The sequence below is a fragment of the Propioniciclava soli genome (assembly GCF_038502305.1).
Lineage (GTDB): Bacteria > Actinomycetota > Actinomycetes > Propionibacteriales > Propionibacteriaceae > Propioniciclava > Propioniciclava soli.
Genome location: NZ_CP115965.1, coordinates 96,150 through 122,536 on the forward strand (window position 1 = coordinate 96,150; position 26,387 = coordinate 122,536).

Sequence of the window (26,387 nt, forward strand, 5' to 3'; positions counted from 1 at the left end):
CGTCCGGAGGGCGCCACGTCAGCCCCAGGTGAGCCGTCGGCAGCCCGGCCGCCCCGGCGGCCACAGCAACCAACCCGCCTCAGGCGGTCGGCAGGCGTCCGGTCTTCACCGCCTTGACGAGCTGGGCGTGGTCCGCCTCGGTCTGGTCGGCGTAGTCGCGGGCGAACGCGGCGAAGGCGTCGGCGGGGGCGTCCGACTTGCCCAGATAGCCCGAGATCACCGACGCCCCCGAGGTGCGCGCGTGACCCTTGGCCAACAGGTGACCGACGATGCCGGCGTAGTCGACCAAGGCGGTGGCGCTCATTGCGTCCAGGGGGACGCCGCCCTTCATGTTGCGGAACTGGCGCACGTAGTACTGGTGCTCGCCCACCGTCGTCCAGCCCAGCAGGGGGTCGGAGACCGTCTGGAGCTGCTGCTGGTACTCCACGACGCGCTGCCCCTGGTGGGCGTGGCGGGCGGTGTCGCCGTGCACGAACGGTGCCAGCACGGAGCGGCGGGCCTCCTTCAACTGCAGGAACAACACGTCGTCCGGACGCGAGCCCACCAGCAGCGCCACCCAGGCCCGCAACCCCACCGACCCGACGCCGACCACCTTGTGCGCGATGTCGTGCAGCGTGTAGCCGCCGACGATCCGGCGCCACTGGGGCGTCAACGTCGCGAGGTAGGCGTCCAGCCCCTCCGCGAGCGCCTCGAACTCCTCCTCGGACGGGTGGGTGACGACCGGGGGGTCCTCGGCGATGCGCGTCGAGGCGGCGTCGCCGGTCAGCTTGGGCAGGTGCCGGTCCGATGTCCGCTTGCGGGCCGCCTTCGCGGCGCGCTCGATCTCGTCGCGCAGGGAGGTCTCGGTCACGGTGTCGCCGAGCGATTCGACGTCGAGGTGGTTGTACGCCCGCCACAACAGCGGCTGCTTGGAGAGGAAGCTCACCTCGTCGCGGTAGGCGCGCACGCAGGCGTGGACCGCCTCGTCGCACTCGCCCTCCGATGCCCCGTTGTCGCGGCCCAGCACCCAGATGGACGCCACGAGCCGCCGCAGATCCCACTCCCAGGCACCGGTGTGGGCCTCGTCGAAGTCGTTGAGGTCGATCACGAGCGCGCCCTCGGGTGAGCGGTAGAACCCGATGTTGCCGATGTGCGCGTCGCCGCACGCCGTGGTCTGGACGCCGGTGCTCGGCAGGTGTGCCACGTCCCACGCCATGAGGTTCGCCGTCCCCCGCAGCAGCCCGAACGGCGAGGCCGCCATGCGGGCGGTGCGGACGCCGAGCAGCCACTCCAGGCGTCCCTCATGGGTGCGCTCGATGATGTCGACGACACCCGGGCGGTCGGGGGTGGGCTGCCAGCGGCCCAGCAACGTGTGCGGCGTCACCGCACGCAGCTTCTTGCCGTGAACCACCCGTTCGCCTCGGTCGGACGCCGGGATGCGGAACGACGTGAAGGCGTCCGCCAGGTGCAGGCTTGGGTCAGCGGTGCGGGTCTCGGGCATGGCACCTCCTCACCCGCATCGTAGGACGCCCCAGTCTCGGCGCCGGCCGGTAGGGTGTGCGCCGTGGCAGTCGTGACGCTTGAGCCCCTGTTGTCCCACAAGGTCTTCCGGTGGGCGTCCGGCGTCAGCGCGTTGGTGGCGCTCGCCATGCTGGGCCTCGGCGTCGCGGTGTGGCTGGGCCAGCCGACTCTGCTGGGTTCGCACCAGGCGACCGGCTACGTGTTCATGGTGACGACGCTCATCGCCGCGTTGTCGTCCCTGAGCTACGGGCGCCAGGCACGCAAGAAGGGCCTGGTCATGCACGGGTTCAGCGTGTTCGGGTTGGCCGTGGTGCAGTTCGCGATCGGGGAGCTCCACTGGCGGCCGCCCCACATCATCCTCGGCATTCTCGTCTGCATCGCCGCCGTCGCGCTGTTCACGCTCTCCCTGCGCCGGCCGCCCTCGGTGGTGACGGCGGCCACGGCGCCCCGCCCCCAGGCGGACTGACGCCAATCCTTCGTCCGGACCCGGCCGGGACCCGGCTCAGTCGAGCTGACGCCGCGCGGCACCCTTGTCGGCGCTGAGCGCGAGGGAGGCGTAGATCTTCAGCGCGTTGCTGACCACTCGCTCGCGGTGCGCCGGACGCCAGCCCGCGGCGTCCTGCTCCCCGCGGCGGCGCGCCAACTCCTCGTCGGACACCTCCACGTTGATCGAGCGCTCCGGGATGGAGATCGAGATCACGTCGCCGTCGCGGATCAGCCCGATCGCACCACCGGCGGCCGCCTCGGGGCTGATGTGGCCGAGCGACAGCCCCGACGAGCCGCCCGAGAAGCGCCCGTCGGTGATGAGCGCGCACTTCGGGCCGAGCCCCACGCCCTTGAGGTAGGACGTGGGGTAGAGCATCTCCTGCATGCCCGGGCCGCCCTTCGGGCCCTCGTAGCGGACGACGACGACATCGCCCTCGACGATCCTGCCGCCGAGGATCATCTCGACGGCCTCCTCCTGGGATTCGGCGACCTTGGCCGGCCCGGAGAACGTCCACTGGTGCTCGGGGACGCCGGCGCTCTTGACGATCGCCCCGTCCGGAGCGATGTTGCCGGTGAGGACGCCAAGCCCCCCGTCGGTGGTGTAGGCGTGCTCGACCGAGCGGATGCAGCCGTCGGCGGCGTCGGTGTCGAGATCGGCCCAGCGGTTGGTGGAGCTGAACGCCTCGGTGGTGCGGACGCCACCCGGCGCCGCGTGCCACAGCTCGAACGACTCCGGCGTGGCCTTGCCGCCGCGGATGTCCCAGTCGTCGAGCCACTGCGCCAGGGAGTCCGCGTGCACCGCGTGCACCGACTCGTCCAGCAGCCCGCCGCGGCGCAGTTCGCCGAGGATCGCCGGCATGCCACCGGCCCGGTGCACGTCCTCCATGTAGTACTTCGTCGTGTTCGGCGCGACCTTGCTCAGGCACGGGGTGACGCGGCTGAGCGCGTCAATGTCAGCCATGGTGAAATCGACGCCGGCCTCCTGGGCTGCGGCGAGGATGTGGAGCACCGTGTTGGTGGAGCCGCCCATCGCGATGTCGAGCCGCATGGCGTTGGCGAAAGCCGCCTTGGTGGCGATCGAGCGGGGCAGCACCGAGGCGTCGTCCTCGTCGTAGAACCGCTGGGCCAGCTGGACGGACAGGCGTCCGGCCTGCAGGAACAGCTCGCGGCGGGCGGACGCCGTTGCCAGCGTGGAGCCGTTGCCCGGCAGGGACAGCCCGAGCGCCTCGGTGAGGCAGTTCATCGAGTTGGCGGTGAACATGCCCGAGCAGGAGCCACACGTGGGGCAGGCGTTGGCCTCGATCGCGGCGATCTGCTCGTCGGAGACCGACTCGTCGACGGCCTTGACCATGGCGTCGATGAGGTCGAGGCGCTCGTTGCCGCCCTCATCGGGCGCCCCCGAGATGACCTTGTCTCCCAGCAGGCGGCCGGCCTCCATCGGCCCACCGGAGACGAACACGGTCGGGATGTTCAGCCGCAGCGCGGCCAGCAGCATGCCGGGGGTGATCTTGTCGCAGTTCGAGATGCACACGAGGGCGTCGGCGCAGTGGGCGTTCACCATGAACTCCACGGCGTCGGCGATCACCTCGCGGCTCGGCAGCGAGTAGAGCATGCCGCCGTGGCCCATGGCGATGCCGTCGTCGACCGCAATGGTGTTGAATTCGCGTCCGACGCCGCCCGCCTCGCGCACGGCTCCGGCGACGAGCTGGCCCATGTCCTTCAAGTGCACATGGCCGGGCACGAACTGGGTGAAGCTGTTCGCGATCGCCACGATCGGCTTGCCGAAGTCGGATTCGCCCATGCCCGTCGCGCGCCACAGCGCGCGGGCGCCGGCCATGTTGCGGCCGTGGGTGGACGTGCGGGAACGGAGCTGGCCCATCGATCCTCCTCGCGAAGACGGACCCGCCCAGCGTAGTCGCCCCGCCGCTGGGCCGGCCGAGCCGGTCCCGAACGCGGACGCCCTCCCTCGGCTCGCGCGCCGATGGCTCCTGCGCTCAGCGCCGCGGCGTCACCCAGATGGTGATGTTGCAGTGGACGGATTCGACGCCGGCGGCGTCCACCAGACTGACGGGCACGACGACGTCGACGCCGGACGTGATCGCCGCGAAGTCGGGCAGGGGGTCGAGGGACGCCGTGGCCGTCAGCCCACCGCGGGTCTTGGCCTGGTACTGCGCGGTCATGGCCTTGGGGATCCAGCGGTGCGTGGGCGGCACGGTCGCCTCGGCGAGCATCCCCATCGCCACCTCGGCGAGGTTGCACGCGGCGATGGCGTGGAACGTGCCGATGTGGTTGCGGACGCCCCACCACACCGGTGCGGTGACGACGCACCGGCCCGGCTCCAGCACGCGCACGTGGGGCAGCACCGTCCGGAAGTAGGGCGCCTTCAGCGCCACCGCCGCCGAGAACAGCCGCGTGCCCACGCCGGGGGGTAGGCGCTGCGTGCGCTGCCACAGCCCCCACGTGTTCGTCAGCGAGGTGCGGCCCGGTGGCGCGGATCGGGTTCCCATGGATGGGCAGCCTAGGCTGGGGAGCATGATCTGGGCCACCACCCTCGCCATCGCGACCGTGGTCGTCGCCGTGCTGCGCATCGTGATCGCGTTCCGCAGCAAGGATGCCCCCGGCAACGAGACCGTCGCGGTGGCCTTCGCGCCGCCCCGCGCGCTCTCACCCGGGCTGTCGGCGCAGTTGCGCCGCGACGTCAAGGGCAGCGCCGTCGTCCCTGCCGAGATCCTTGATCTCGCGCTCAAGGGGGTGTGGCAGGTCGGCGTCCGTGATGACGCGGACGCCGCCCCCGCCGACCCGTACGCCCGAACGCCGCAGCGCTCCGCACGCGGGGCCAAGACGTGGTTCGTGCAGCGGAACTCGCTCGACGAGCCTGCCCTGGAGCCTGTGCCGCTGCAGATCTACCGGGGCCTCTTCCCGCCCGGCTCGATGGAGCTGAGCGCCGACCTGGTCGCCGACCGCGAGGCGCGGCTCGGGTTCTCCACCGCGCTGCACGAGGCCTGGTACGAGGTCAACCGGCGCGGCTGGGTGGAGCGCACGGCGTCCGCCGGCCACGCGCTGGTGCGGGCGGGCGGCTGGCTCATCCCGATGCTGGCGTTGGTGGCGTTCCTCGGCCTCAGCAACGCGGCGGCCGCCCCGGTTCTCGCCTTCGCGTTCCTTGGCGGCCTGGCCACGAACCTCATCAAGGTCCGCCCGTGGCGGCTCACCGGGGAGGGCCGCCGCCTCAACGACGAGCTCGACGGGCTCAAGCACTACATGACCCTCGCCGAGGCGGACCGCCTGAAGGCCCTCCAGGCCCCCGACACCGCCACGCGGCTGCCGGCCGTGCAGGGCCGTGGCGAGATCGCGAAGCTCCACGAGCGGCTGCTGCCCTACGCGGTGCTGTTCGGCATCCTGCCCCAGTGGTCGGAGGTCGTGGCACACGATCTGGAGGAGGCCGACCTGGCGCCGGTCTGGTTCGTCCTGCCGGCCTACGACGCGTTCACCCTCATGACGTGGGCGGCGTTCGCGGACGCCGGCGGCCTGGGTGCGCTGGGCGACATGGGCAATTTTGACGCCGACGTCGGCGCGGACACCGGCATGGACGCCCTCGACGGCGGCGGGCTGGGCGAAGGTGGCATGGCTGACGGTGGCGACGGTGGCGGTGGTCTGTTCGGCGGCGACGGCGGCGATGGTGGCGGCTTCTTCGGAGGTGGGGGCGACGGCGGGGGCGTCGACTTCGGCGGGTTCGACTTCTGAGGCGCGTGACAGGGTCGCGTCCGTGTCAGGGCGTGCCCGTGACAGGATCGTGCCCGTGACTGATCGCCTCACACTCGCCGCCACGCTCACGGGGCCCGACCGGCCCGGCATCACCGCCGCGCTGATGGGGGCCATCGCCGGGCTCGGCACGGAGGTGCTGGACCTGGAGCAGGTGCTGGTCCGCGGGCAGGTGACGATCGCGGTGCTGCTCGGATCGCTGCCGGAGGATCTCGACACCCTCGAGGACCGCCTCGCCGGCACCTGCGCCCGCCTCGGCTACCGGCTCAGCATCGACGAGGGCGTCGGCGACAACCCACCCCGCGCCCGCCGGGTCGTGGTGTCGTTGCTCGGACGCCCCCTGCGCGCCACCCACCTCGCGGAGGCCGGACGCGTCATCGCCGAGCACGGCGGCACCATCGACCGTATTCGCCGGCTCTCCCGCACCCCCATGACGACGCTGGAGTTCATCGTCTCCGGCACCGACGTCGACCGGCTCCGGCCGGCACTCGCCGCCACCGCAGCGGAGACGGGCTTCGACGTGTCGGTGTCGCCGGCCGGCCTGTCGCGCCAGGGGCGACGCCTGGTGGTGATGGACGTCGACTCCACCCTGATCCAGGACGAGGTGATCGAACTGCTGGCCGCCCACGCCGGGCGGGAGGCCGAGGTGGCGGCCGTCACGGGGGCAGCGATGCGCGGCGAGCTTGATTTCGCCGCCAGCCTGCACCACCGCGTCGCCGCGCTGGCCGGGCTGCCCGAGTCGATTCTCGCCGACGTCCGCGCCGCCGTCCGGCTCACGCCCGGCGCCCGCACGCTCGTCGCCACATTGCGCGACCTCGGCTTCGCGGTCGGGGTGGTGTCGGGGGGCTTCCTCGAGGTGGTGGCCCCGCTGGCGGCCGAGCTGGGCATCACACACGTCCACGCGAACTCCCTCGAGGTGGCCGACGGGGTGCTCACCGGACGCGTCGCGGGCCCGGTCGTCGACCGCGCGGCCAAGGCCGAGACGCTTCGGCGCTTCGCGGCGGCCGAGGGGCTGCCGCTGTCGCGGACCGTGGCGATCGGCGACGGCGCCAACGACCTCGACATGCTGGCCGCCGCCGGCCTCGGGATCGCCTTCAACGCCAAGCCCGCGGTTCGCGCGTCCGCCGACACCGCGCTCAGCCTGCCCCACCTGGACGCCGTGCTCTACCTGTTGGGGTTCAGCCGCGAGGAGGTCGAGGACGCCGCGGCCGCGCGGGCGGCGTCCGTCGGCTGAGGCGGCTCAAGCGGGCGTGCGGCGTCCGATGACGACCCACGGGATGATCGCGAGCAGCAGCACCGCGCCGGTGACCATGAACGCCCAGCCGAACCCCAGCACCTCGGCGATGATGCCGGCGACCAGCGTGCCGCCGATCGAGCCAAGGTCGCCGGCCATCGAATAGGTGGAGAGGGCGGAGCCGCCGTTGCGGTCGGCGCCGACGAGGTCGGCCATCTGGGCCTGCATGGCGGGCATGATCATGGACGCCCCAAGCCCGGCCACCGCGGAGAGGCCCAGATAGAACAGCGGGGTCGTCGACCAGCCGAACACCAGGTTCGCCAGCCCGGAGACGGTGAGGCCGACCATGAGGACGGGGCGGCGCCCGACGGCGTCCACGAACCGGCCGGTGAATTGTTGGGCGATGGCGTTGGCGAGGGCGTACACGGTGAGCGCCATGCCGGACATGGCGACGCCGAGGGTGGGCACCGCGGCGGCCATGAGGGGGATGAGGGAGATGCGGACGCCGAAGTTGGTCCAGCCGTTGGCGAACCCCGTGACCAACAGCGAGCGGTAGATGGGGTCGCGCACCACGTCGGCGAGCAGGACGCGGGGGCGGACGTCATCGGCAGCCTCGCGTCCGCCGGCGCCGCGGAGGAAGACCGCGACGAACGTGGTGGCGATCAGCAGCATGACCCCGTAGATGAGGAACGGGACGCGGAAGCCGAAGCCAGCCAGCAGCGAGCCGAGGATCGGGCCGCAGATGTTGCCGAGCAGGAACGCCGAGCCGTACAGCCCCGACGTCCGGCCGCGGGCCTCCGGCGGGGCGAGCCGCACCATGAGGCCCATGGACGCCACCGTGAACGTCACCGAGCCCAAGCCGCCGAGGGCGCGCCAGATGATGAGATCCCAATAGCCTTGCGCGAAGGCGCACCCGAACGAGCTGAGGGCGACGACGAACAGGCCGGCCACGTAGGTCCAGCGTTCGCCGAAGCGGGCCATGAGCGGGCCGGTGGCGGGGGCGAAGGCGAGGCGGGTGACGGCGAAGACCGTGACGATCGCGGACGCCGCCGCCACGCCGACGTTGAACGACTGGGCGTACTGGGGGAGCACCGGGGCCACGAGGCCGAAGCCGAGCGCGATCAGCAGTGCCGAGACGACGAGGATCCAGATCTCTCGCGGGATGGGCGTCTTCGTGGGGGTGCGGCTGTCGTCCGACCTCATGCGTCCACGCCCCTCGTCCCCGACACCACCTGCTGAGCCTACGCCGCGCGAAGTCGTGGCGCCGCATCGTGTCCTGCGTTGTCGCGAGCGGGTTCGTCGGGGGTTCTCTGATGGGGCCGGGATGGTCGCGACGAGTGGGGGGTGAGGCTGGGCTAGGGTGAGGCCGTGGCCACCATGGTGTTGACGGTGATCGGTGAGGATCGCCCCGGGCTCGTCCAGACGCTGGCGGATGTCGTGACCGCCCACGGCGGCAACTGGGAACGCAGCCGCATGACCGAACTCGCCGGCCTATTCGCCGGCATCGTCGTGATCGAGGCGCCGGACGACCGCGGCGAGGCGTTCCGCGGTGCCCTGCACGAGCTGGGCGGGGTGCTGCACGTCGGCGTCCACCATGCGCCGGGCCGCTCGGACGCCCCCACCGGGCAGGTCATCACGCTCGAACTGCTCGGCAACGACCGCGCGGGCATCGTCAAGGAGGTCGCCGCGGTGTTCAGCCGCCATGGCGTCAGCATCGACGAGCTCACCACCGACACCCGGGAGGCCCCCATGGCCGGCGGCGTCCTGTTCGAGGCACGCCTGGTCGCGCCCCTCTCGGACGCCACGGATCTGGACGCCCTCCGCGCCGACCTCGAGCGGCTCGCCGACGAACTGATGGTGGACATCACCCTGGCGGCGTCGTAGGTCGAGGTTTCCCGGCCGACGGGTCACTTCGCTCCCCGCGCATCGCGGGGCTCTTCCTGCACGAAGGGCGCCGCTAGGGCCGGGGAGCGAAGTCATTTCGGACGGGGAGCAGCGCTACGCCCGAGGAGCACTGCCACGCCCGGGGAGCGAGGTGGCCCGGTCGCGGCCCACCCTGGGACGGCCCACCCGACAGCGGCCCGCACCACGAGGGCCCTGCCGGTTCCCTATGCTCGCGTCATGCCTCTCGCCACCGCCGCCGACGTCGTGGCCGCCCGGCGGATCTTGGTCTACGGCGTCAGCGGTGCGGGCAAATCGACCCTTGCCAAGCAGCTCGGCGAGGCGCTGGCCCTACCCGTCCACCTCGTCGATGACGAGATCGGCTGGCTCCCCGGCTGGGTGGAACGGCCGGTCGGCGAGCAGCGGGCGATCGCGTCCGTCTTGGCGGCGGAGGACGCCTGGGTCCTCGACTCCGCCTATGGGAAGTGGATCGACATGGTCTGGGAGCGCACCGAAGTGGTCGTCGCCCTCGACTACCCCCGCTGGCTCAGCCTGGGACGCCTCCTGCTCAGGTCGGTCGCAAGGGCCAGCGACCGCCGGCCCATCTGCAACGGCAACACCGAGAGCTTCCGGCAGCTGTTCAGCCGCGACTCGCTGATCCTGTGGCATTTCCGATCGTTCCCACGGAAACGGGCCCGCATGCGGGCGTGGGCGGCGGCGTCCGCCGGGCCGAAGGTATTTCTGGCCCACCGGCCTCGCGACGTCGAACACTTGCTGGACTCCGCCCGCTGAGCCCCAGCTTGAACCAAGCAGACCGAGCCAAGCAGCCCGAAGTGGGGCCCATCACCAGGGACAGATCAGCGCAGCAGCGTCGACAGGAACGCGGCGTCGGCGGTGTAGTTGTCCGCGTCGTCGACCAGGGCGTCGTCCTTACGGGCGAGCCCGATGGAGTGGGTGAGCGCCGCGAGGTCTTCGAGGCGGGCCACCATCGTGCCCAGCAGCTCGGGCACGCTGGCGTCGGAGCCGTAGGCGTCCATCAGGGTCTGCAACCGGGCGGCCAGGTCGATCTTGAACGCCGGTGCCGCCGGATTCTCCTCGCGCATCAGGGGCACGAGGCGGTAGGCGAGGTACGCCAGATCCCACAGCCGTGGGCCGGGGGCGGCGAAGTCCCAGTCGATGACGCCCACCAGCTCGGAGTTCTTGAACACCATGTTGTAGGGCGCGAAGTCGTTGTGGCAGATCACCTCGGCCGGTTTGCGGCCCGCGACGCGCCAGCGGGCCTCGGGGTCGGTGTAGTCGGCCGTGGCATCGTGCAGCTCGCGCAACCACTGGCCGGCGCGCACCAGCGTCTCCTCCGAATACACCCAGTCGGGCATCGGGTAGGTCGGCACCTTGCCCTTGAGGTAGGCCAGCGCCTCGCGGCCGTCCTTCGTCCAGCCGAGCGGCTCGGGGGCCCACTCGACACCCTGCTCGCGAATGTGCGCCAGCAGGCGCTGGACGGTGGGCGTCCACGGCCCGGCCTCGCGCAACACCTGGTCGCCGCGGCGGGAGACGGGCGTCATGTTGCCGCCCTCGAGTGGCTTCTCCGGCTTCGCCATGCCCCCGAGCCTACCGGCCGGACGCCTCCCGCACCGCCACTCCTCAGCAGGGGCTTGCGTACCATGGCCCCATGCGCGAAGGGGATGTGGTCGGGGACCGCTACCGCCTCGGCGCGCCCCTGGGCCGCGGCGCGATGGGCCAGGTGTTCCGCGCCCACGACGACCGGCTCGACCGCGACGTCGCCGTCAAGGTCGTCGACCTCAGCGCCGCGACGGATCCCGATGTCGCCGATCGGTTCCACCGCGAGGCCATCGCTACCGCCCGCCTCAACCACCCCAACATCGTCACGATCTTCGACGCCGACACCGAGGGTCAGACCGCCTTCCTCGTCATGGAGCTGCTGCCAGGGCGTCCGCTGTCGCAGGTGATCCGCGAGAACGGCCCCCTACCGCTCGCGGACGCCATCCGCATCGCCGGCGAGGTCGCGCGGGCGCTCGTCGCCACCCACCGCATCGGCGTGGTCCACCGCGACATCAAGCCCGCCAACATCATGATGGACGCCCGGTCGGTCAAACTGCTCGACTTCGGCATCGCCCAGATCTCCCTGGACGCCAGCGCCGCGCTCACGCGCCCGGCCACCACGCTGGGCACCGCGGCGTACATGTCGCCGGAGCAGGCCCGCGGGGAGCGGGCGACGGCGGCGTCCGACGTGTACGCCCTCGGTGGGGTGTTGATGGCGATGCTGACCGGCCAGCCGGCCTTCCCCGGCGACCACGCCGTCGCCGTGCTCCACCGCCAGATCAACGATCCGGTGCCGTGGGTGCGGCAGCGGCGTCCCGACGTGCCCGCGACCGTGGACGACCTCGTCCACCGCATGCTCGCCAAGAACCCCGAGGCCCGGCCCCACACCACCGAGGTCGTCACCGCCCTGCAACACCTGGCGCGCAACCTGCCGGACCCCCGCCGTCCGGCCCCGCCCGCCCCGCCGACCGCGGTCGCGTCCCGGCCCATCGACGCACCCGGGGTGACCGCCGTCATGCCGGCGGACGCCGCCGCGCGGGCGAGTGCCCCGCCGCCGCCCTGGCAGGCGCCGCCGCCGAGCCAGCCCTCGATGCAGCAGGCGAGCCGCGCCGGCGGGGGACAGTCAATGGCCCCCCTGCCCGGTCAGCGAAGCCCTGCGCGGCGCAGCCCCTTGGGGCGGGCGGCCGTGTGGTTGGTGGTCATCATCGTGGCGTTGCTGGTGCTCGCTGTGGTGTGGGCGCTGGGAACCTCCGTGTTCGGCGTCGCCACCCCGGCCAACCCCCCGTCCCCCACGCCAGCCGCGTCCTCGACCACCGAGCCGATGCCGGCAAGTCCCACCACCAGCGCGCCGGCGCCGACGTCAGTGCCCACCCTCATTCCGGTACCCCTGCCGTCGATCTCCCTGCCCTCGGTGACGCTGCCCTCGGTCAACGAGGCCGCGCTCTCCGCTGCCCTCCAGGGTGTCGACGCGGCGCTGACCAGCATCGACGCCTCCCGCTCGGACGGGGCGCGCGACGCCCAAGCCGATCTGCGGGAGCAGTGGGCGGACGTCACGGCGAACAGCGACGATCACGCTGCCACCGTCGCGGCGGTCAGCGACTTCCGTGAGTCCTTGGGCGAGTACACCGAGGAGGGTGACGTCACCGCGGTCGAGTCCCAGCTGATTGGCGTCGCCGTGGGCCTGGTGGAGGCCGCACTCGGGTGAGAGCCCTGCCCCGGGCCGGCGAGCTCTGACTCGGGTCGGTGCGTGCGGGTCGTGACCAGGCCGGCGGCGTCCGGATCGCCGTCACGACTACGGTGGGGCCATGACGCTTGACGCCGCGCACCCACTCGCCGAACGCTCGGTGCTGCCCTACCAGTTGCCTGACTTTGCCCGGCTGACCGCCGAGCACTACCGCACCGCCATCGAGGCCGGCATGGCCGAGCAGCTCGAAGCGCTGGCCGAGCTGGCCGGCAACGCCGAGCCCGCCACGGTCGAGAACGTGCTGCACGCCTGGGAGCGCTCCGGGGAGTTGCTCGAACGGGCGCTGCTGCCCCTCGGCGCGGTGAAGGCGGCCAACACCGACGACGCGCTGGACGCGGTCTACTCCGACGCCGCCCCGCGGCTGGCCGAGCACCGCGACGCGATCTTCCTGGACGCGGCGCTGCACGGCCGTCTCACCGAGCTGGTGACCCGGGCCGAGGCCGGCGAGGTGACCCTTGATGCCGAGGACGCCTGGGCGCTCGGGGAGCTGCTGCGCGCGTTCGACCGGAGTGGCGTCGCGCTCGACCCGGACGCCCAACAGCGGCTGCGGGAACTCAACACCCGGCTCGCCCAGCTGGGGGCCCGGTTCGAGGACGCGAACCGCCGCGCCCGGGTCGCCGGGGCCGTCGTCGTCACCGACCGCGCCGAGCTTGATGGGCTCAGCGACGACGAGATCGACGGCCTCGCCACCGAGGACGGCACGTGGCGCATCGAGCTCGTCAACACCACCCAGCAACCCCTCCTGGCGCGCCTGCACCAACGCGGGCTGCGGCAGCGCATCTTCGAGGCGTCGGCGTCCCGCGGGCTCGACGGGCCGCACGACACTCGCCAGATCATCGTCGACATCGCCCGGGCCCGCGCCGAGAAGGCGCAGCTGCTCGGGTACGAGCACTTCGCGGCGCTGGTGGCGGAGGCCAACTGCGCCAAGACCTCGGACGCGGTCAACGCCCTGATGGGGCCGCTCGGGCCGGCCGCCAAGGCACAGGCGGAGGCGGACGCCGCGACGCTGGCGTCCCGCCTGGCCGAGATCGACCCCGATCCGACGCTCGCGCCGTGGGACTGGGCGTACCTGGCCGAACTCGTCCGCCGCGAGACCACGGCGTTCGACGAGGCCGACGTCCGCCAGTTCCTCCGGGTGGACGCCGTTCTCGAGGCCACATACGCCGCGGCGCACGACCTCTACGGCATCACGTTCACCCGGCGGGACGACCTTGTCGGCCACACGCCGCAGGCCGAGGTGTACGAGATCCACGATGCCGACGGCACACCGGTCGGGTTGTTCGTCATAGATTTCTGGGCGCGTCCGAACAAGGAGGGCGGCGCCTGGATGAACTCGTTGGTGAACCAGAACCACCTCACCCGGCAGCTGCCCGTCGTCACCAACAACTGCAACTACACCCCGTCCTCGACGACCATCACGTGGGACGGCGTCATCACGATGTTCCACGAGTTCGGCCACGCCCTGCACGGGCTGTTCGCCGACAGCCGGTACGCGAGCCATTCCGGCACGTCGACGCCGCGCGACTTCGTGGAGTTCCCCTCCCAGGTCAACGAGCACTGGGCGTGGCAGCCCGGCCGGGTGTTGCCCGCGGAGTGGCTGGCGAAGCTGACCGAGGCGAAGGCGTTCAACCAGGGGTTCGGCACGCTGGAGCTCATGGCGGCCACGCTGCTCGACCAGTCCTGGCACCAGACCCCGCTGGACGCGCTGCCCACCTCCGCCGACGAGGTCGAGGCCTTCGAGCGTCGCGCGCTGGAACGCTGGGGCGTCGACCACGCCCTGGTGCCGCCGCGCTACCGGTCGACGTACTTCAGCCACATCTGGGGCTCGGGGTACGCGGCGGGTTACTACGGCTACAAGTGGTCCGAGGTGATGGACGCCGACGCCGTGGCCTGGTTCGAGGAGAACGGTGGCGGCACCCGCGAGAACGGCGACCACTTCCGCCGCACGCTGCTCGCGCCCGGTGGTTCGGTGGACGCTCTGGAGACCTATCGGACCTTCCGGGGCCGTGACCCGGAGGTCGAGCCGCTGCTGACCCGGCTGGGCATCACCCTCTGAGGGTCACCGGTCTGTCAGCGGGGAGCAACCCCCGCCGCGCTGCGCGTCAGGATCCGGAGCGCCGGGTGAGGAGCAGGAACACCCACGTGGTGAGGATGAACGGCCAGGTGTAGACCGGGATCGGCGTCAGGGCGAGCCCGACCGAGACCACCCACGTCACCGCCGCCCCGGCGGCGGCCCAGCCCCAGGCCCGCGCGCCGGGGGTGAGGAACACGGCACCGAGAGCGATGGCCGTCAGGACGGGGGAGAACCCCGCCAGCCCGGCGGCGACCACCGCCGGCGGCGTCCCGGTGAGCAGCGCCAGGCCGAGGCCGATGGCTGAACCCACCGCGGCGGCGGCTCCGACCCGCCAGCCGGCCAGGCAGAGCCCGACCAGCATGACGAGGCCGGCCCAGGCGTTCTCGACGAGGACGACCTGGGAGATGCCGGAGAGCCAGCCGGTGCCGATCTCGAGCAGGCCGCCGCCGGTCGCGGCGTCGTAGGAGGTGGCCGGCACGAACGTGCGCACGACCAGGAGCGTCAGCCCCGCAACCACGCAGAACGGGGCGGTGAGCACGGGCAGGCCGAGCGGGGCCAGCGCCCGGGCCAGCCAGGCGCCCACGGCCGGGCAGGCGGCTGCACCCAGCACCGTCGCGAGCGCGGCCGGCCAGAGCGCCCCGTCGAACGTCACCCACGCGGCGCAGCCCACGAGCGCGCCGTTGTACCCGTCGAGGCCCTGGTGGCGGTCGTCGGCGGAGAGCCCGAGTGCGGCGGCGCTGACGGTTTGGACGGCCGTGCCGAGCAGCGCGAGCAGCGCCATCAGCGGGCTGGCGAGCGCGACGCCGAGCAGGATCAGCGCACCGGTGAGCAGGTTCGGCTGCAGATAGATCTGACCCACGCCGCGGCCGAGCACGGTGACGGGGCGGGGCAGTCGGTCGGCGAGATCGTTCACGGCGGTTCTCCTGGGGGGACGGGATCGGGACGCGCTGGGTCAGGATGGGCGGCGGCAAGCCGAGGGAATCAGTACTTGCGGAGCGTCGGCGGCGTGCCGCGCAGCAGGGTCAGCACCGCGGTGAGCCATCTCGTCACGGTGTCGGTGTCGCGCCCGAGCAGGCGGACGCTCAGGCCCGGGCAACCCAGGCGCGAGACCCCCCACCGGACGCCGTCGGCGTCGGCGAGCAGGGCGGCGACGGCGTCCACGCGGGCCTGGTCGAGGCTGGGGGCCACGGCGAGCAGCGTGCCGACGTGGCTGAAGCCCTCCAGCGCGCCGATGACCCCGTCGTGCGGGGCGAGCACGAGGTTGTCGAGCGCGGTCAATCGCCCGGCCACCACCACCTCGGTGCGGCTGCGGACGTGCTCGTAGCGGAACGGCCGGCCGTCGGGGGACCAGCCGGGTGTCACCACCTCGGTGGCGACGAACGTGGCGTCGGCGGTCATCTCCACGCGGCAGCTCTGGTCGTAGCGGGCGTCGGCGTAGGCGATGACCTGGTCGGGCACGAGTTCGAGGCGGGCGCCGGCGTCCAGCACCACCTCGGTGTGCTGGGTGGCGCCGACGTGGGGCGTCCGATAGATCCGCGTGGCCGACTGGGTCGTGACCAGGGCGGACGCCCCCGCGCCCACCTCGAAGCGCTGTTCGTAGGCGTCGCCACCGAGATACCCGCCGCCGGGGTTCACCACCACGGCCGTGACCTGACCCTCAGGTTCGAGGTAGAGCGGCCGCAGCACGCGCAGCGACCCGTCGTGGCGCTGGCCGGTCACCACGGTCCGGTCACCCCGCCTCTCGGCGCGCAGGCTGATCTGGCCGGTCAGGGTCGGCGGAGGGAGGACGGGCGCCGCCGTCATGCGAGATCGAGCAGCAGCACGTCGTGGCGCAGCCAGGTCAGGACGCCGTCGAGCCCCTCGTCGGTGCGTAGGTTGGTGAAACAGAACGGACGCGCGCCGCGAAAGACCTTCGAATCGGCCTCCATCACCGCAAGGTCGGCGCCCACATGGGGGGCGAGGTCGGTCTTGTTGATGACGAACAGGTCGGAGCGGATCATGCCCTGCCCCGCCTTGCGCGGGATCTTCTCGCCCTGCGCGACGTCGATGATGTAGATGGAGAAATCGACGAGCTCGGGGGAGAAGGTGGCCGACAGGTTGTCGCCGCCGGATTCGACGAACACCAGCTCGAGGTCGGGGTGGCGGGCCACGAGGTCGGCGATGGCGGTCTCGTTCATCGAGGTGTCCTCGCGGATCGCCGTGTGGGGGCAGCCGCCCGTCTCGAGGCCGACGATGCGGTCGACCGGCAGCACGCCCGTGGCGGCGAGGATCTTGGCGTCCTCGATCGTGTAGATGTCGTTGGTGACCGCGGCCATCGAGATCTCGTCGGCCATCGCGGCGGCGATCCGCTCGATGAGGGCGGTCTTGCCGGCGCCGACGGGGCCGCCGACGCCGACGCGCACGGGTCCTCGGGAGGTGGGCATCTGGCTCTTCCTTTCAGCTCATGAACATGCGGGCGCGTTGGCGTTCGTGCCGCATCTGGGCGATCTCCAGGCCGGGCGCGACCGCGCCGAGCGCCTCGATCGGCAGCGTGGCGGCGGTGGCGACGGCCTCCGCGATTCGGGGTTGGACGTGGGCGAGGATGCGCTGGCCGGCGTCCGCGCCCAGCGGGATCGCACGGACGGCGTTCTGCGTCAGCGACGTGACCGCCGCGTGCAGCACCAGGGCCACGACGGTGGACGCCGGCGCTCCCAACCCGCGGCCGACCAGCGCGGTCGCGACGGCCGGATGGCCGGCGGCCAGGCCGGCCTCGATGCGCTCGGCGTAGGCGCACAACCAGGGGGACGGGTGGTTGGCGGCGGCGATCGCGACGGTGCGGCGTCCGAGGTGGGCGGACGCCTCGCGCACCTGCCGGGGGAGCGCCTGGGCGCGGAGCAGATCGTCGACGCGCCAAATGGTGGTGAGGTCCGGCGCCGTCATCACCAGGTGGGCGGCCAGGGCGTCGGTGGGCGTCAACTGCTCGCGGACGTAGGCGTCGAGCCAGGCGGCGCAGGTGTCGGTGTCGGTCACGACGCCCTCGCTGACGTAGGTCTCCAGGCCGAAGGAGTGGCTGAAGGCGCCGGTCGGGAGCGCGGAATCGGCGAATTGCAGCAGGGGCAGCAGGTACGCGGGGAGTGCGTCGCTGGGCGCGTGGGACGCGTCAGTGGGTGTGCTCTGCATGTCGGAACGGCACCTCCATCACGCGCTCGACGCGGGCATACGGCGTCCCGGCGTGGTCGCAGAACGCAGCGACCGTGTGGTCGTCGGCCACCACCATGACTCCTTGTGCGGTGTCGAGGCCCTCGACGCTCAGGTGGGTGAAGAATTGCGCGGGCAGGTGGCGATTGCCGAGGCCGTGAGCCACGCGCAGCGCCTCGACGACGTCGCGGGGGGCGATGACGATGACCTGCTGGGAGGCCACGGCGACGGTGACGACGTTGTGCTCTTCCCGCAGCAGGATGTCCCCGTCGCGGAGGTCGGTGGCGGCGTCCAGACGCAGGCCCAGCTCGCGGCCGTGATCGGTGCGGACGCGCTGGATGCGCTTGGTGAGATCGGCCGAGGCGAGCTCCACGTGTTCCACGTGAAGCATCGCCCGCTCGGCCTCGGACAGGTCGGCGAGATTGCCGACGATCTCGGTGACGATCACGGCGTCCTCAGAAGAGGAAGTAGCGCTGGGCGAGCGCGAGTTCCTGGGCCGGGACGGACTCGATGAGCTCGCCGTCCACGCGCACCTGGTAGGTCTGGGGGTCAACCTCGATGGTGGGCGTGGCGTCGTTGTGCACCATGGCAGCCTTGGTGAGGGTGCGGACGCCCGAGACGGCGTGGATCCGCTTGTGGAGGCCGAGTTGCTCAGGGACGCCGGCGTCCGCCGCTGCTTGACTGACGAACGTGAACGAGCTGTCGTGCACGGCCGAGCCGTACGCCCCGAACATGTCGCGCATGAGCGTCGGCTCCGGCGTGGGGATGGAGGCGTTGGCGTCCCCCATGACGGCGTGGGCGATCTGGCCGCCCTTGAGGATCACGCTGGGCTTCACGCCGAAGAACGCCGGCTCCCACAGCACGAGGTCGGCCCACTTGCCGACCTCGACCGAGCCGACCTCGTCGGCGATGCCGTGGGTGACGGCCGGGTTGATCGTGTACTTGGCGACGTAGCGCTTGATGCGCGTGTTGTCGTCGAATTCGCTGTCGCCGGGCAGCGCGCCGCGGGTCTTCTTCATGTGGTCGGCCATCTGCCACGTGCGGATGACGGTCTCGCCGACGCGTCCCATGGCCTGGGAGTCCGATGACGTCATGGAGAAGATGCCGAGGTCGTGCAGCACATCCTCCGCGGCGATGGTTTCGGGGCGGATGCGGGAGTCCGCGAACGCCACGTCCTCGGGGATGTTGGGGTTGAGGTGGTGGCACACCATGAGCATGTCGAGGTGTTCCTCGGCGGTGTTCCGGGTGAACGGCAGCGTCGGGTTGGTCGAGCTGGGGAGCACGTTCGCCAGCCCGGCCATGCGCATGATGTCGGGGGCGTGGCCGCCGCCGGCACCCTCGGTGTGGAAGGTGTGGATGACGCGGCCGTCGATGGCCTTGATCGTGTCCTCGACGAAGCCGCACTCGTTGAGCGTGTCGGTGTGGATCGCGACCTGGATGTCGAACTCGTCCGCAACGCGCAGCGAGGTGTCGATGCAGGCGCGCGTCGTGCCCCAGTCCTCATGGATCTTCAGGCCGATGGCACCGGCGGCGATCTGCTCGGCCAGCGGGTTCGTCGCGGACGCGTGTCCCTTGCCGAGGAGGCCGATGTTCATCGGGAACTGCTCGACGGCGCGGAGCATGCGCGCCAGGTGCCAGGCGCCGGGAGTGATCGTGGTGGCGTTGGTGCCTTCGGCCGGGCCGGTGCCGCCACCCAGCATGGTGGTGACGCCGGACGCCAGCGCGGTGCCGATCTGCGTCGGCGAGATGAAGTGGATGTGGGAATCGATGGCCCCCGCGGTGACGATGCGGCCCTCACCGGCGATCGCCTCGGTGGCGGTGCCGACGATGATGTCGACGCCGTCCTGGGTGTCCGGATTGCCGGCCTTGCCGATGCCGACGATGCGGCCGTCCTTCAGGCCGATGTCGGCCTTGATGATGCCGGAGTGGTCGATGATGAGGGCGTTGGTGATGACCGTGTCGACGACGCCCTCGTCGCGGGTGAGGCGTCCGTTCTGGCCCATGCCGTCGCGGATCACCTTGCCGCCACCGAAGACCACCTCGTCGCCGTAGTGGGTGAGGTCCTTCTCGACGCGGGCGTGGAGGTCGGTGTCGGCCAGGCGGACGGCGTCGCCGGTCGTCGGTCCGTAGAGGTCGCTGTACTCGCGGCGGCTCAGTTCGCGGCTCATGTGCGTGGCTCCTGGGGAATCGTCGGGTCAGTCGAGGGGGCCGTCGGTGCGGTTCGCGAGGCCGTAGACGGCGCGGCGGCCGCCGAGGGCGACGAGCTGGACGGTGCGCGCGTCACCCGGCTCGAAACGCGCGGCGGTGCCGGCGGGGATGTCGAGGCGGAAGCCGTGGGCGGCGTCCCGGTCGAAGTCGAGCGCCGGGTTGACCTCGTCGAAGTGGTAGTGGGAGCCGACCTGGACGGGTCGGTCGCCGGTGTTGGTGACCTCGACCTCGATGGTCGGGCGGTCGGCGTTGATGACGATGGGCTCGTCGGCCAGATGGTACTCGCCGGGGATCATGGGGGTCTCCTGTCAGCGGATCGGTTCGTGCACGGTGACGAGCTTCGTGCCGTCGGGGAACGTGGCCTCAACCTGCACGGCATGGATCATCTCCGGGACGCCGACCATCACGTCATCGCGGGTGAGCAGTGTGGTGCCGAAGGACATGAGGTCGGCGACGGTGCGTCCGTCGCGGGCGGCCTCGAGGAGTTCGGCGGTGATGAGCGCCACCGCCTCGGGGTGGTTCAGCTTCAGGCCGCGCTCGCGGCGGCGGCGCGCGAGATCTCCGGCCACGACGATGAGCAGCTTCTCCTGCTCGCGTGGTTCGAGGTGCATGGTGGGCTCCCGGTTCGGATCGGTGGTGCGCGGCGTCCTCGTCCGTCGGCGGGCGGGGGCGTCCCTGCGTGGACACGGTAGGCGAGTCGGGGGGCGCCACGTGGGGCGTCCACGGGGTGTAACACGGCTCTTACACGGCGGGTGGTCATGGGTGACGGGGCCGGCCCGCCGTGCTCGCCCCCCGGGTTGGGGCTCAAACTCCAGTTCTGTGCTCAAACTCCGCCTCCGGTAGCGGAGTTTGAACCAGAAGTGTGCGTGTCGGCCGCAGTCTGGACGCGCCACGAGCGGCGGCCATCGCCTAGGCTCGGGGCACAACGAAGTCGAAGGGGATGACGCCATGAAGGCAGCCAGGCTGCACGCCGCCCGGGACCTCCGCATCGTCGAGGAGCCGACACCCGCGGAGGAGCCCGGCCACACGCTCGTCGCCGTCGGCGCTGTCGGCCTGTGCGGGTCGGATCTGCACTGGTACGTCGACGGCCACATCGGGGACGCCGGGCTCGACCAGCCGGCGATCCCCGGCCACGAGATCGGCGGCACCGCGCTGACCGGACCCCTCAAGGGGCAGGTCGTGGCCGTCGATCCCGCGATTCCGTGCTTCGACTGCCCCCGCTGCCACGAGGGGTGGACCAACCTCTGCGAGCGCATCAAGTTCGCCGGGCACAGCGACACCGACGGCGGCCTCGCCGAGGTCATCAGCTGGCCCACCGACCGGTTGGTGCCGCTCCCGGCGGGCATGGACGCCGTGGATGCCGCCGTCCTCGAACCGCTCGGCGTCGCCGTCCACGCCTGGGATCTCGGCCACGTGCGCCTCGGCGATCGCGTGGCCGTCGTGGGCTGCGGCCCCATCGGGCTGCTGCTCATCCAGCTCGCGAAGAACGGCCTCGCCAGCCACGTCGCCGGCGTCGAACCGCTGGAACACCGCCGCGAGGCGGCGCTGGCCTGCGGCGCGGACGCCGTCCACGACACCGACGACCTGCCCGGTGACGACTTCGACGTCGTGTTCGAGGTGTGCGGCAACCCTGACCCAGTGCGCGAGGCCATGACGGTGGCGCGGCGCGGTGGCCGGGTGGTGCTCGTGGGCATCCCCGACGCCGACGAAACGACGTTTCCCGCCTCGCTGGCGCGCCGCAAGGGGCTGACGATCGCCGTCGTGCGGCGGATGCCCGAGGTCTACGAGCGCGCCGTCGCGCTGGTCGAGCGCGGCCACGTCGACGTGAAGGCCGTGGTCAGCGACACCTTCGGGCTGGACGCGTCCGACGAGGCCTTCGAGCGGGCGACCCGCCGCGAGGGGCTGAAGGTCGTCATCACGCCCAGTTCGTCGGGTGGCGCCTCGTAGGGTGGCGGCGTGACTCGCTACGTGATCGTCGGCGCCGGCGCTGTCGGCGGAATGATCGGCGGACGCCTCGCGCAGGCCGAAATCGACACCGCCTGGGTGGCGCGCGGGGAGCACGGCCGGGCCCTCCGCGACCGCGGCCTCACCCTCATGACGCCTGAGGGAACCGAGACGCTCCGCGCGCCCGTTTGGCTCGACCCGTCGGACGCGGACCTGCGCCCCGATGACGTCCTCGTCTTCGCCACCAAGACCCAGCACGTGGCCGAGGCCCTGGCGAGCTGGGCCGACGTGCCGGTGACCGGGCCCGACGGAACACCGGCCACGGCCGGCGAGACGCTGCCCGCATTGCTCTCCACCAACGGCGTCGCCGCGGAGACGATGGCGCTGCGCTGGTTCCGTCGTGTGTACGGGGTGTGCGTGTGGGCGCCCACGGCCAACCTGGAGCCGGGTGTCGTGGTGGCGCGCTTCACGCCCACCTCGGCCGTGCTGCACTGCTCCCGGGTGCCCGCCACCCTCACCGACGACGCCGACTCCGCGCTCCTGAACCGGCTGCGCGCCGACTGGGAGAGCGCCCGGCTCGACGTGCCGCTGCCCTCCGACGTGATGCCGTGGAAGTACCGCAAGCTCATCAGCAACCTCGGCAACGTGGTGCAGGCGCTGCTCGGCAGCCAGGACGCCGACGACGTGGTCGAGGCGGCCCGGCAGGAGGCGCGTCAGGTGTTCGAGGACGCGGGCATCGTCATGGTCGACGACGCGACCGAGGCCGCGGCGCGGGCGTCCGGGCCGCGCTCAGCCGATGTCGCGGGCGCCCCCGACGAGCTCGGCGGGTCCACCTGGCAGTCGCTCACCAAGGGGCGGGGCAACGTCGAGACCGACTTCCTCAACGGTGAGATCGTGGCCCTTGCCCATCAGATCGGTAGCGAGGCGCCGGTCAACGCGGCGCTGGCTCGGTGGGGACGCCGGGCCGCAGCCGACGACGTCCGGCCCGGTGATCTCAGCCCGGACGCCCTCCGCGCGGGGCTGCCGAAACCGAGCGGGGCTGCCGAACCGAGCGGAGCTGCCTTGAAGGACGGGTGCAGGAGGCGTCGCTCTACCAAGTCGTGACGCGGGACGCCGTGCAGAGCCAGCGGCCGTCGACGTTGCTGAAGTCCTGGTCGAGTTCCAGACGCCACGTCTGACCGCGGCCGTCGGCCCGGTGGCCAGTGAGGATGCGCCCGGTGAGCCACGCCCGCTCGCCGTCCACCGTCACGTCGACGGTGCGGGGCAACACCTCGTGATAGACGAACGTGCCGGCGCGAATGCCGTCCATCCAGTCGTCGAGGGCCTGCACGTGCCCAGTCATGTGGCGCAGGGTGGCCTCCGGGGTGAACTGGGCCGCCAGCAGTTCGGTGTCGGCGGCGTCCATGCCAGTGAGCTGGGCCTGCCAGTTCGCGCGGATCGCGCGCTCGGCGTCGACATCGGTCATGCGGCCACGGTACGACGGCAACGATCTCAGCGCAGCACCCGCGCCAACCACGCCATGATGCGCTCCACCTGGTGGCCGCGGCCGCCTTCGTGGCCGTTGAACGGGTACACCTCGATCTCCTTGGCCCCGGCGTAGTGGTGGTACGCGGCGAACACGGTCGAGGGTGGGGTGATCGCGTCCATCAGGCCTGCGGAGAACAGGGCCGGGGCACTCGCGCGCGCGGCCGTCGACATGCCGTCGAAGTACGACAGCGTGTCCATGACCTGCCCGCGGTGCTGGGGGTGGACGGCCAGGTAGTCGGCGACCTCCTTGTACGGGTAGGCGTCCGTGAGGCCGATCGCGCGGGTGAAGTGGCACAGGAACGGCACCTCCGCCGAACACGCCGCCACCTCCACACCGCGGTGGGACGCCAGCCCTGCGGCGGCCAGCGCCATCGCCCCGCCCTGGCTGCCGCCGGCGACGGCGATGCGGGCGGGGTCGACCGCGGGGTGCGTTCCCGCCGCCTCCACGAGGCGCACGACGTCGACGAACAGCCGCCGGTAGTAGTACGTCTCCGGCGCCAGGACGCCCTCGGTCATCAGCCCGCGCGCGGCACCGGCCATCCGCGTGCCCGTGTCGTCCGTGCCGGGGTGGGACGCCGGCGTGGCCCACCCCTGCCCGCGAGCGTCGATCACGAAGTGTGCATACCCGCCGGCGACGTAGATGAGCTTGTCGAACGGCATGCCTCGTCCGATGGAGTAGCCGGTGTACTGCACCACCGCAGGCAGCGGCCCGGACGCCCCCGCCGGCAGCAGCAGCCAGCCCTTGACGCGCTCACCGTTCCAGCCGCGCCAGCTGATGTCGTAGGTGTCCACCAGGGTCATGAACGTGGCCACCGGCTCGACGCGCAGGTCCACGTCCCCCGAACCGTGCTCGGCAAAGGTGCGCGCCCAGAAGGCGTCGAAGTCGGCCGGCTCGTCCAGCGGTGGTGCGTAGGACGCCAGCGCGTCCGGCGAGAGGTCGAAGAACGCCATGGCTCACTCCACCGTGACGGTCGGGCTGAGGGTGCGGCCCTCGCCCACTACGCGCAGGCCACCGGTGAGCCGGAAGTCGGCCACCAGCGGCAGGTTCTCACTCGACGTGCCCACCGAGAGCTTCATCGCGCCCGGCTCGACCACGCGCGTCAGATCGACCCCCGTGAAGCTCATCAGGTCGGTGGAGAAGTCCACGCGGAGCGTGGCGGACGCCCCCGGCTCCAGGTGCACCTTGCGGAACGCCGCGAGCAGCTTGATCGGGCGCACCACCTGGGCCGTCACGTCGGACAGGTAGAACTGGACGACCTCCGCGCCGGCGCGCTCGCCGGTGTTGGTGAGGCGCACCGTCGCGGTGAGCGTGCCGTCGGTGGGCACCTCGTCGGCCGTCAGCGCCAGGTCGGACACCGCGAACGTCGTGTAAGACAGGCCGTGGCCGAAGGGGTAGAGCGGGCGCGGGTCGAGGTTGGAGACCCCGTCGGTGAACCACGCCAACGGCGCCGCGATGTAGGTGCCCGGCTGGCCGCCGGGATGATCGGGGACGCCGACCGGCAGCTTGCCACTCGGGTTGACCCGCCCGGAGAGGACGCCGGCCAGCGCTGCGCCGCCCTCGGCGCCCGGCATGAACGCCTGCACCACCGCGGCCGCCCTGTCGCCGAACTCGCCCAGCGAGTAGGGCCGCCCCGAGACGACCAGCAGCAGCGTGGGCGTCCCGGTGTCGAGCACCGCCCGCACGAGGTCGGCCTGGGCGCCGGGCAGCCGCAGATCCACCGAGTCGCAGCCCTCGCCGGAGGTGCCGCCGCCGAACATGCCGGCCAGGTCACCCACGGCCACCACGGCCACCGCCGCGTCGCGTGCCGCCGCGACGGCCCCCTCGATGCCGGAGGTGTCGGGGTCGAGGATGTCCACGCCGGCCACCACGTCCACCCGGGTGTCGGGGAACTCGGCGCGCACGGCGTCCGCGAGGCTCGTCAGCGGCAGGCCGCTCGCGAGCTCGGGGTAGCGGGGCAGCACGTGGTTGGGGAAGGAGTAGCAGCCCATGAACGTGAGCGGGTTCTCGCTGATCGGGCCCAGCAGGGCGATCGAGTCGGCCCGGAGGGGCAGCACGCCGGCGTCGTTGGCGCACAGCACGACGCTCTGCTCCGCCATCCGGCGGGCGATCTCGCGGTTGCGCTCGGAGTCGAGGTGGACGGCACGGCCGGCGGCCGCGGCGTCCCACCCCTCGTCGAGCAGGCCGAGCTGCACCTTCTGGCGCAGGATGCGCCGTGCCGCCTCGCGGATGACGCCCTCGCTCACCAGACCCCGCTCGACCGCCTCGGCGAGGTGGGCATAGGCGCCGGTCTCGGGCAGCTCGATGTCCAGGCCCGCGTTGAGGCTGAGGGCACCCGCCTCGGTGAGATCGTCGGCCACGTGGTGCATGGACTCCAGGAAGCTGATCGACCAATAGTCGGACACCACGGTGCCGGTGAAGCCCCAGCGCTCCCGCAGCACCTCGGTGAGCAGGTGCCGGCTGGCCCCGGCGGGCACGCCGTCCACGTCGGAGTAGGAGTTCATCACCGACGCCACCTCGCCCTCCCGGACGGCCATCTCGAAGGGCGGGAGCAGGACGTCCTCGAGTTCGCGGGTACCGATGGTGACGGGGGCGTGATTGCGGCCGGCCCGCGCGGCGGAATAGCCCACGAAGTGCTTGAGCGTCGCCTGGACGCCGGCGTCCTGCAGGCCGCGGACGTACGCCGTGCCGAGCGTGCCCACCAGGAAGGGGTCCTCGCCGATGGTCTCCTCGACGCGGCCCCAGCGGTAGTCGCGCACGACGTCCAGGAGCGGGGACAGGCCTTGGTGGACGCCGAGGGCCGCCATGTCGGAGCCGATCGCGTGGGCCATCTCGCCGACGAGCTCCGGATCGAACGTGGCGCCCCAGGCGATGGCCGCCGGATAGACCGTGGCCCCGTAGGCGGTGAAGCCGGTCAGGCACTCCTCGTGCGCGATGGCGGGGATGCCGAACCGGGAGCGCTGCTGCACCTGCTGCTGGAAGCGCGCCAGCGTGGCCACCCCCGTCTCGGGGTCGATCGGGGCGCTGCCGAAGACGCGCGTGAGGTGGCCCAGCCCGTCGGCCGACACCTCCTCGAACTCCCCGCTCGACATCGCCGACTCCATGGGGGCCACGTCGTTCAGGCCGGCGCCGTTGGACTTGGGTCGGGGCCAGAAGGCCCCGAGTTGACCGATCTGCTCGGCCAGGCTCATCGCGTCGAGCAGCGCCTCGACGCGCTCGTCGACGGGCCGTGTGGTATCTGACCAAGGGAACATGTGCACCATCCTCGCTGCATTCCGAAACATTCGGGGTTCCC

Annotated in this window: 25 protein-coding genes; 9 read left to right on the forward strand and 16 right to left on the reverse strand. The window is 72.0% G+C overall.

The genetic code is table 11. The features are described 5' to 3' along the window. Positions 1-79: 79 nt before the first annotated feature. Positions 80-1,480 carry a DUF2252 domain-containing protein gene (locus tag PCC79_RS00435; RefSeq protein WP_342372685.1) on the reverse strand — a complete coding sequence of 467 codons (1,401 nt, stop codon included), beginning with the start codon at positions 1,478-1,480 and terminating at the stop codon, positions 80-82. A 63-nt stretch (positions 1,481-1,543) separates the two neighbouring features. Here PCC79_RS00435 and PCC79_RS00440 point away from each other — a divergent pair, with 63 nt between their 5' ends. Then, positions 1,544-1,966 (forward strand): hypothetical protein, encoded by a 423-nt coding sequence (locus tag PCC79_RS00440; protein WP_342372686.1) that lies wholly within the window; start codon positions 1,544-1,546, stop codon positions 1,964-1,966. A 36-nt stretch (positions 1,967-2,002) separates the two neighbouring features. Here PCC79_RS00440 and ilvD read toward each other — a convergent pair whose 3' ends face one another. Both ilvD and PCC79_RS00450 read right to left on the reverse strand, forming a co-directional pair. After that, complete coding sequence (gene ilvD, locus PCC79_RS00445; RefSeq protein WP_342372687.1) at positions 2,003-3,865, reverse strand: dihydroxy-acid dehydratase; 1,863 nt, start codon at positions 3,863-3,865, stop codon at positions 2,003-2,005. A 115-nt stretch (positions 3,866-3,980) separates the two neighbouring features. Beyond that, the gene (locus PCC79_RS00450; RefSeq protein ID WP_232549318.1) at positions 3,981-4,493 is read right to left on the reverse strand and encodes a hotdog fold domain-containing protein; all 513 of its coding nucleotides are present in this window, start codon (positions 4,491-4,493) and stop codon (positions 3,981-3,983) included. Between the two features lie 25 nt (positions 4,494-4,518). On the opposite strand from PCC79_RS00450, the gene PCC79_RS00455 reads away from it, so the two are divergent. Beyond that, positions 4,519-5,727 (forward strand): DUF2207 family protein, encoded by a 1,209-nt coding sequence (locus tag PCC79_RS00455; protein ID WP_342372688.1) that lies wholly within the window; start codon positions 4,519-4,521, stop codon positions 5,725-5,727. A 55-nt stretch (positions 5,728-5,782) separates the two neighbouring features. After that, complete coding sequence (serB, locus tag PCC79_RS00460; protein WP_342372689.1) at positions 5,783-6,979, forward strand: phosphoserine phosphatase SerB; 1,197 nt, start codon at positions 5,783-5,785, stop codon at positions 6,977-6,979. Between the two features lie 6 nt (positions 6,980-6,985). On the opposite strand, the gene PCC79_RS00465 is transcribed toward serB, so the two are convergent. Then, positions 6,986-8,182, reverse strand: a complete 1,197-nt coding sequence (locus tag PCC79_RS00465; RefSeq protein ID WP_342372690.1) for an MFS transporter — start codon at positions 8,180-8,182, stop codon at positions 6,986-6,988. Between the two features lie 174 nt (positions 8,183-8,356). On the opposite strand from PCC79_RS00465, the gene PCC79_RS00470 reads away from it, so the two are divergent. Together PCC79_RS00470 and PCC79_RS00475 are read left to right on the forward strand one after the other, a co-directional pair. Further along, a complete protein-coding gene (locus PCC79_RS00470) occupies positions 8,357-8,863 on the forward strand; it encodes a glycine cleavage system protein R (RefSeq protein ID WP_232549367.1) in 507 nt (168 codons plus the stop codon). A gap of 237 nt (positions 8,864-9,100) precedes the next feature. Beyond that, positions 9,101-9,652, forward strand: a complete 552-nt coding sequence (locus PCC79_RS00475; RefSeq protein ID WP_232549322.1) for an adenylate kinase — start codon at positions 9,101-9,103, stop codon at positions 9,650-9,652. A gap of 65 nt (positions 9,653-9,717) precedes the next feature. On the opposite strand, the gene PCC79_RS00480 is transcribed toward PCC79_RS00475, so the two are convergent. Continuing rightward, complete coding sequence (locus PCC79_RS00480) at positions 9,718-10,458, reverse strand: phosphotransferase enzyme family protein (protein WP_232549323.1); 741 nt, start codon at positions 10,456-10,458, stop codon at positions 9,718-9,720. A gap of 71 nt (positions 10,459-10,529) precedes the next feature. Here PCC79_RS00480 and PCC79_RS00485 point away from each other — a divergent pair, with 71 nt between their 5' ends. Beyond that, positions 10,530-12,125 carry a serine/threonine-protein kinase gene (locus PCC79_RS00485; protein WP_342372691.1) on the forward strand — a complete coding sequence of 532 codons (1,596 nt, stop codon included), beginning with the start codon at positions 10,530-10,532 and terminating at the stop codon, positions 12,123-12,125. Between the two features lie 100 nt (positions 12,126-12,225). After that, positions 12,226-14,220 (forward strand): M3 family metallopeptidase, encoded by a 1,995-nt coding sequence (locus PCC79_RS00490; protein WP_342372692.1) that lies wholly within the window; start codon positions 12,226-12,228, stop codon positions 14,218-14,220. A 46-nt stretch (positions 14,221-14,266) separates the two neighbouring features. Here the strand turns inward: PCC79_RS00490 and PCC79_RS00495 are convergent, their stop codons facing one another. The 8 genes from PCC79_RS00495 to PCC79_RS00530 all read right to left on the reverse strand — a co-directional run bounded on the left by PCC79_RS00495 (position 14,267) and on the right by PCC79_RS00530 (position 20,234). Continuing rightward, entirely contained in the window at positions 14,267-15,151 is an 885-nt protein-coding gene (locus PCC79_RS00495; RefSeq protein WP_232549326.1) for an urea transporter, read from the reverse strand. A gap of 68 nt (positions 15,152-15,219) precedes the next feature. Further along, a complete protein-coding gene (locus PCC79_RS00500; protein ID WP_342372693.1) occupies positions 15,220-16,041 on the reverse strand; it encodes an urease accessory protein UreD in 822 nt (273 codons plus the stop codon). After that, on the reverse strand, positions 16,038-16,661 hold the full coding sequence (ureG, locus tag PCC79_RS00505) for an urease accessory protein UreG (protein WP_232549328.1): 624 nt from the start codon (positions 16,659-16,661) through the stop codon (positions 16,038-16,040). The genes PCC79_RS00500 and ureG overlap by 4 nt, the downstream gene beginning before the upstream one ends. 13 nt (positions 16,662-16,674) lie before the next feature. After that, complete coding sequence (locus tag PCC79_RS00510) at positions 16,675-17,397, reverse strand: urease accessory protein UreF (RefSeq protein WP_232549329.1); 723 nt, start codon at positions 17,395-17,397, stop codon at positions 16,675-16,677. Next, entirely contained in the window at positions 17,378-17,863 is a 486-nt protein-coding gene (locus PCC79_RS00515) for an urease accessory protein UreE (RefSeq protein WP_232549330.1), read from the reverse strand. Before PCC79_RS00515 ends, PCC79_RS00510 begins: the two co-directional genes overlap by 20 nt. A gap of 7 nt (positions 17,864-17,870) precedes the next feature. Further along, positions 17,871-19,583, reverse strand: a complete 1,713-nt coding sequence (gene ureC, locus PCC79_RS00520; protein WP_232549331.1) for an urease subunit alpha — start codon at positions 19,581-19,583, stop codon at positions 17,871-17,873. Positions 19,584-19,610: 27 nt separating this feature from the next. Further along, positions 19,611-19,919, reverse strand: a complete 309-nt coding sequence (locus PCC79_RS00525; protein WP_232549332.1) for an urease subunit beta — start codon at positions 19,917-19,919, stop codon at positions 19,611-19,613. 12 nt (positions 19,920-19,931) lie between these two features. Continuing rightward, positions 19,932-20,234 (reverse strand): urease subunit gamma, encoded by a 303-nt coding sequence (locus tag PCC79_RS00530; protein WP_232549333.1) that lies wholly within the window; start codon positions 20,232-20,234, stop codon positions 19,932-19,934. Positions 20,235-20,571: 337 nt separating this feature from the next. Here PCC79_RS00530 and PCC79_RS00535 point away from each other — a divergent pair, with 337 nt between their 5' ends. Both PCC79_RS00535 and PCC79_RS00540 read left to right on the forward strand, forming a co-directional pair. After that, complete coding sequence (locus tag PCC79_RS00535) at positions 20,572-21,570, forward strand: zinc-dependent alcohol dehydrogenase (RefSeq protein ID WP_342372694.1); 999 nt, start codon at positions 20,572-20,574, stop codon at positions 21,568-21,570. A gap of 9 nt (positions 21,571-21,579) precedes the next feature. Further along, positions 21,580-22,671 (forward strand): ketopantoate reductase family protein, encoded by a 1,092-nt coding sequence (locus PCC79_RS00540; protein ID WP_342372695.1) that lies wholly within the window; start codon positions 21,580-21,582, stop codon positions 22,669-22,671. Here the strand turns inward: PCC79_RS00540 and PCC79_RS00545 are convergent. From PCC79_RS00545 to PCC79_RS00555, 3 genes are read right to left on the reverse strand one after another with little or no spacing between them, the layout of a single operon-like run. Next, entirely contained in the window at positions 22,658-23,032 is a 375-nt protein-coding gene (locus PCC79_RS00545; protein ID WP_232549336.1) for a nuclear transport factor 2 family protein, read from the reverse strand. The genes PCC79_RS00540 and PCC79_RS00545 overlap by 14 nt on opposite strands. A gap of 26 nt (positions 23,033-23,058) precedes the next feature. Next, positions 23,059-24,045: an acetylxylan esterase gene (locus PCC79_RS00550; RefSeq protein WP_232549337.1), complete on the reverse strand. Its 987-nt coding sequence runs from the start codon at positions 24,043-24,045 to the stop codon at positions 23,059-23,061. Positions 24,046-24,048: 3 nt separating this feature from the next. Next, positions 24,049-26,346 (reverse strand): glycoside hydrolase family 3 protein, encoded by a 2,298-nt coding sequence (locus PCC79_RS00555; protein WP_342372696.1) that lies wholly within the window; start codon positions 26,344-26,346, stop codon positions 24,049-24,051. Positions 26,347-26,387: the final 41 nt, after the last annotated feature.